Annotated in this window: 5 protein-coding genes; all 5 read right to left on the bottom strand. The window is 67.1% G+C overall.

Going from position 1 to position 5,442, the window contains the following annotated elements; translation table 11 throughout:
• Window positions 1-70: 70 nt before the first annotated feature.
• Window positions 71-1,261, bottom strand: coding sequence for an elongation factor Tu (gene tuf, locus G6017_RS13100; protein ID WP_182617730.1), 1,191 nt, complete (start codon window positions 1,259-1,261; stop codon window positions 71-73).
• 175 nt (window positions 1,262-1,436) lie between these two features.
• Window positions 1,437-3,548 carry an elongation factor G gene (fusA, locus tag G6017_RS13095; protein WP_182617728.1) on the bottom strand — a complete coding sequence of 704 codons (2,112 nt, stop codon included), beginning with the start codon at window positions 3,546-3,548 and terminating at the stop codon, window positions 1,437-1,439.
• A 199-nt stretch (window positions 3,549-3,747) separates the two neighbouring features.
• Complete coding sequence (gene rpsG / locus G6017_RS13090; RefSeq protein WP_179525929.1) at window positions 3,748-4,218, bottom strand: 30S ribosomal protein S7; 471 nt, start codon at window positions 4,216-4,218, stop codon at window positions 3,748-3,750.
• Entirely contained in the window at window positions 4,218-4,589 is a 372-nt protein-coding gene (gene rpsL / locus G6017_RS13085; RefSeq protein WP_017838186.1) for a 30S ribosomal protein S12, read from the bottom strand. The genes rpsG and rpsL overlap by 1 nt, the downstream gene beginning before the upstream one ends.
• 199 nt (window positions 4,590-4,788) lie before the next feature.
• On the bottom strand, window positions 4,789-5,439 hold the full coding sequence (locus G6017_RS13080) for a TetR family transcriptional regulator (protein ID WP_182617726.1): 651 nt from the start codon (window positions 5,437-5,439) through the stop codon (window positions 4,789-4,791).
• Window positions 5,440-5,442: the final 3 nt, after the last annotated feature.

Genomic DNA, 5,442 nt, shown 5'->3' with positions numbered 1-5,442 from the left:
CCCACCTCGCGGTGGGGCGCCCCTCCCTCATATGGTCCGGACTACTCGTCCGACCCGATGGGTCAGTCGATCACTTGATGATCTTGGTGACCTGACCGGCGCCGACGGTGCGGCCACCCTCACGGATCGCGAAGCGCAGGCCCTCGTCCATGGCGACCGGCTGGATGAGCTCGACGCTCATCTCGGTGTTGTCGCCCGGCATGACCATCTCGGTGCCCTCGGGGAGGGTCACGACGCCGGTCACGTCCGTGGTGCGGAAGTAGAACTGCGGACGGTAGTTGTTGAAGAACGGCGTGTGACGGCCGCCCTCGTCCTTGGACAGGATGTACGCCTGGCCCTCGAAGTTCGTGTGCGGGGTGTACGCGCCCGGCTTGATGACGACCTGGCCGCGCTCGACCTCCTCGCGCTTGAGGCCACGGACGAGCAGACCGACGTTGTCGCCGGCCTCGCCGTAGTCGAGGAGCTTACGGAACATCTCGATGCCCGTGATGGTGGTCTTGGTGGCCTTCTCCTTGATGCCGATGAGCTCGACATCCTCGTTCACGTTGATCTTGCCGCGCTCGATGCGACCGGTGACGACGGTGCCACGACCGGTGATCGTGAAGACGTCCTCGACGGGCATGAGGAAGGGCTTCTCCGTCTCACGCTCGGGGTCCGGGACGGAATCGTCGCAGGCCTGCATGAGGTCGCGGATCGCCTGGACCCACTTCTCCTCACCCTCGAGCGCCTTGAGCGCCGAGATGTGGACGACGGGGGCGTCCTCGTCGAACTCCTGCGAGGCGAGGAGCTCACGCACCTCCATCTCGACGAGCTCGAGGATCTCCTCGTCGTCGACCATGTCGCACTTGTTGAGGGCGACGAGGATGTAGGGGACGCCGACCTGACGGGCGAGCAGCACGTGCTCACGCGTCTGCGGCATCGGGCCGTCGGTGGCGGCCACGACCAGGATCGCGCCGTCCATCTGGGCGGCACCCGTGATCATGTTCTTGATGTAGTCGGCGTGACCCGGGGCGTCGACGTGCGCGTAGTGGCGCTTCTCCGTCTGGTACTCGACGTGGGAGATGTTGATCGTGATACCACGAGCCTTCTCCTCCGGCGCCTTGTCGATCTCGTCGAACGCGAACGCGTCGTTGAGATCGGGGAAGGTGTCCGCCAGGACCTTGGTGATGGCCGCGGTGGTGGTGGTCTTGCCATGGTCGACGTGACCGATGGTGCCGATGTTAACGTGCGGTTTGGTCCGCTCGAACTTCGCCTTCGCCACTGTGTGTCCTCCTGGACTGGTCTGTCCCCACCTCGAGGTGGGCACTGCTTTGTGTGGGATCTGATCTTACTCATCGTGCCGTGGGGGGCACGAACCGGCGGCCACCCGGAGGTTCGACCGTGCGCCGCCGGCATCGGCCCCGCCCTACCTCACGGCCGGGCGGGACCAGTACCGGTTACTCGCCGGTCGCCTTGGCGATGATCTCCTTGGACACACTCGCCGGAACCTCGGCGTAGTGGGAGAAGACCATCGAGTAGTTGGCCCGGCCCTGCGTCCGCGACCGGAGGTCGCCGACGTAGCCGAACATTTCGGACAGCGGCACGTTGGCCTTGACGACGCGGGCGCCGGAGCGCTCCTCCATCGCCTGGATCTGGCCGCGGCGGGAGTTGATGTCGCCGATGACGTCGCCCATGTAGTCCTCGGGCGTGATGACCTCGACCGCCATGAGCGGCTCGAGGATCACCGGCTGACACTTGCGCGCGGCCTCCTTGAACGCCATCGAGCCCGCGACCTTGAACGCCATCTCCGAGGAGTCGACCTCGTGGTACGCGCCGTCGACCAGCGTCGCCTTGACGTTGACCATCGGGTACCCGGCCAGGACGCCGTACTGCATGGCGTCCTTGATGCCGTGGTCCACGGAGGGGATGTACTCCTTGGGCACCCGGCCACCGGTGACCTTGTCGGCGAACTCGTAGGTCTCGCCCTCCTCGACCTGCTCCTGGGGGAGCGGCTCGAGACGGATCTGGACCTTGGCGAACTGGCCCGAACCACCGGTCTGCTTCTTGTGGGTGTAGTCGTACTTCTCGACCGTGCCCTTGATGGTCTCGCGGTAGGCGACCTGCGGCTTGCCGACGTTGGCCTCGACCTTGAACTCACGCTTCATCCGGTCGACGAGGACGTCGAGGTGGAGCTCGCCCATGCCGCCGATGACCGTCTGACCGGTCTCGTCGTCCAGCCTGACGGAGAACGTCGGGTCCTCGCGCGCCAGCTTCTGGATGGCCGTGCCGAGCTTCTCCTGGTCGGCCTTGGTCTTGGGCTCGATCGAGACGTCGATGACCGGGGCCGGGAACGTCATCGACTCGAGGATGACCTGGTTCTGCAGGTCACACAGGGTGTCACCCGTGGTGGTGTCCTTGAGGCCGATGAACGCGTAGATGTGGCCGGCGACGGCCTCCTCGACGGGCATCTCCTTGTTGGCGTGCATCTGGAAGAGCTTGCCGACGCGCTCCTTCTTGCCCTTGGTGGCGTTCTGCACCTGCGTGCTCGGGTCGATGCGACCCGAGTAGACGCGGACGAAGGTGAGCTCACCGAAGAACGGGTGCACGGCGATCTTGAACGCCAGCGCCGCGAACGGCTCGTCCTTGGAGGGCTGACGGCTGACGACCTTCTCCTCGTCGCCCACGGCGTGACCGTGGATCGAGCCGACGTCGAGCGGGTTCGGCAGGTACGCGATGACGGCGTCGAGCAGGGGCTGGACGCCCTTGTTCTTGTACGCCGAACCACACAGCACCGGGTAGATCTCGGCGTTGACCGTCATCTTGCGGATCGCGGCCTGGATCTCGGCCTTCGTCAGCTCCTCGCCGCCGAAGTACTTCTCCATGAGGGCCTCGTCGCTCTCGGCGACGGCCTCGAGGAGCTTCTCCCGGTACTCGTCGGCCTTGTCCTTGAGATCCTCGGGGATCTCCTGGACCGTGGCCTCGGTGCCGATCGGCGTGACGCCGGGCCAGACGAGGGCCTTCATCTCGACGAGGTCGATGACCCCGTCGAACTCGTCCTCCGCGCCGATGGGCAGCTGCAGGACGAGCGGCTTCGCGCCGAGCCGGTCGATGATGGTCTGCACGGTGTAGTAGAAGTCCGCGCCCATCTTGTCCATCTTGTTGACGAAGCAGATGCGCGGGACGTCGTACTTCTCGGCCTGGCGCCAGACCTGCTCCGACTGGGGCTCCACGCCCTCCTTGCCGTCGAAGACCGCGACGGCGCCGTCGAGGACGCGCAGCGAGCGCTCGACCTCGACCGTGAAGTCCACGTGGCCCGGGGTGTCGATGATGTTGATCTGGTTGTCGGCCCAGAAACAGGTGACGGCGGCCGACGTGATGGTGATGCCGCGCTCCTTCTCCTGTTCCATCCAGTCGGTGGTCGAGGCGCCGTCGTGCGTCTCGCCGATCTTCCGGTTGACACCCGTGTAGAACAGGATGCGCTCGGTGACGGTCGTCTTACCGGCGTCGATGTGCGCCATGATGCCGATGTTGCGGACCTTGTTGAGGTCGGTCAGCACGTCCTGTGCCACGGATGGTCCCCGATCGTGAGTCTTAGGTGGCCCGGGCGGTCGTGTGGACCGTCCGAACCGGGTCTGTTGTCCTGGGCCGTGCCCCGCTTCACTCGCGCGGGAGCCGACCCTCGTTCAATGATGCCACCCTCGGGGCGGCCGGGGGGCCCCGGAGCGGTGACGCCCGGTGGGCGTCCCCCCGCTCCGGGGCCCGGCTGGATCACCAGCGGTAGTGCGCGAACGCCCGGTTGGCCTCGGCCATCTTGTGGGTGTCCTCGCGGCGCTTGACCGCGGCACCCAGACCGTTGGAGGCGTCGAGGATCTCGTTGGCGAGACGCTCGACCATGCTGTTCTCGCGGCGCTGCCGGGAGAAGGTCACCAGCCAGCGCATGGCCAGGGTCGTGGAACGCCCGGGGCGGACCTCGACGGGCACCTGGTAGGTGGCGCCACCGACGCGGCGGGAGCGGACCTCGAGGGCGGGCTTGACGTTGTCGAGCGCCTTCTTGAGGGTGAGGACCGGATCGGTACCGGTCTTCTCGCGGCAGATCTCCAGCGCGGAGTAGACGATGCGCTCGGCGGTCGTCTTCTTGCCGTCGAGGAGGATCTTGTTGACGAGCTGCGTGACCAGCGGCGAGCCGTAGACCGGATCGTTGATGAGCTGGCGCTTCGGGGCGGGACCCTTGCGAGGCATTACTTCTCCTTCTTGGCGCCGTAGCGGGAGCGGGCCTGCTTGCGGTCCTTCACGCCCTGCGTGTCGAGGGAGCCGCGGATGATCTTGTAACGGACACCCGGGAGGTCCTTCACACGACCACCACGGACGAGCACCATGGAGTGCTCCTGGAGGTTGTGGCCCTCACCGGGGATGTATGCGGAGACCTCGATACCGCTGGTGAGGCGCACGCGGGCGACCTTACGCAGCGCGGAGTTCGGCTTCTTGGGGGTGGTGGTGTACACACGGGTGCACACGCCACGACGCTGCGGCGAGCCCTTGAGGGCAGCCGTCGCCGTCGAGGACTTCTTGTCCTGGCGGCCCTTGCGGACCAGCTGGTTGATGGTTGGCATGAACCGACTTTCTCTAGCTGGCGGCCTCCTCGGGGGCGACCACCGGTCACTGGGACGTTGCTCGTATCCGGACTCTCGCGCTCCCCGACGGGCGCACGGGCGACCACGTCAGCCGCTCTCGCTGGCCTACTGGGCACGATCCTCCAGCTCGCGTACTGCGAGCACGATGGTCAAGCCTAACCGCCCTCGTGAGGATCGGTCAAAACGCGGCCGGGGCGACGCCTCGGGCCGACGCCTGCGGGACCTGCGCGAGCACCAGGTCGAGGGTCTCGGCCCAGTATCGGATCACCTTTTCACGACGGGCCGAGTCGTCGGAGAGCACGTCCGCGAGCCCGAGCCCGCGGGCCAGGTCGAGGGTGGCCTGCAGGGGCCTGCGCACCCGCACGTCGCCGGGGTCGTGTCCGAGGGCGGCGGCGGCGATCACCAGGACCTCCCGGGACATGTGGTTCTCGAGCGGCAGCACGCGGTCGCGCAACGCCGGATCGCTGGCCGCCGCGGTCCAGACGTGCAGCGCCGACTTGAAGAGGTCGGAGGTGTAGTGCTGGACGATGAGTCGGACCACGGCGACCGTCCGCTCCGGGCCCGGGTCGGGCAGATCGAGTCCCACGTTCCGGACGTCCTCGAGCCGCTGCTCGATCATGTGGCCGAGGGCGGCGGTGATGAGGTCCTCACGGGTCGGGAAGTGGTGTTGCGCGGCACCCCGTGAGACGCCGGCGGCGGCGGCCACCGCGCCCACGGTGGTCGCCGCCCAGCCCTGCGTGGCGAGGAGGTCGATCGAGGCACCCAGGAGGCGTTCCCGCGTGAGGCGACTACGGTCCTGCTTGGGGGCCCGCTGCTCGGGTGCCGTCATTGC

This window comes from Dietzia sp. B44 (genome assembly GCF_014145245.1).
In the GTDB taxonomy this organism is placed as follows: Bacteria; Actinomycetota; Actinomycetes; order Mycobacteriales; family Mycobacteriaceae; genus Dietzia; species Dietzia natronolimnaea.
Note: the sequence above shows the minus strand (reverse complement) of the source record. Positions and strands in the feature narration are given on the sequence as shown.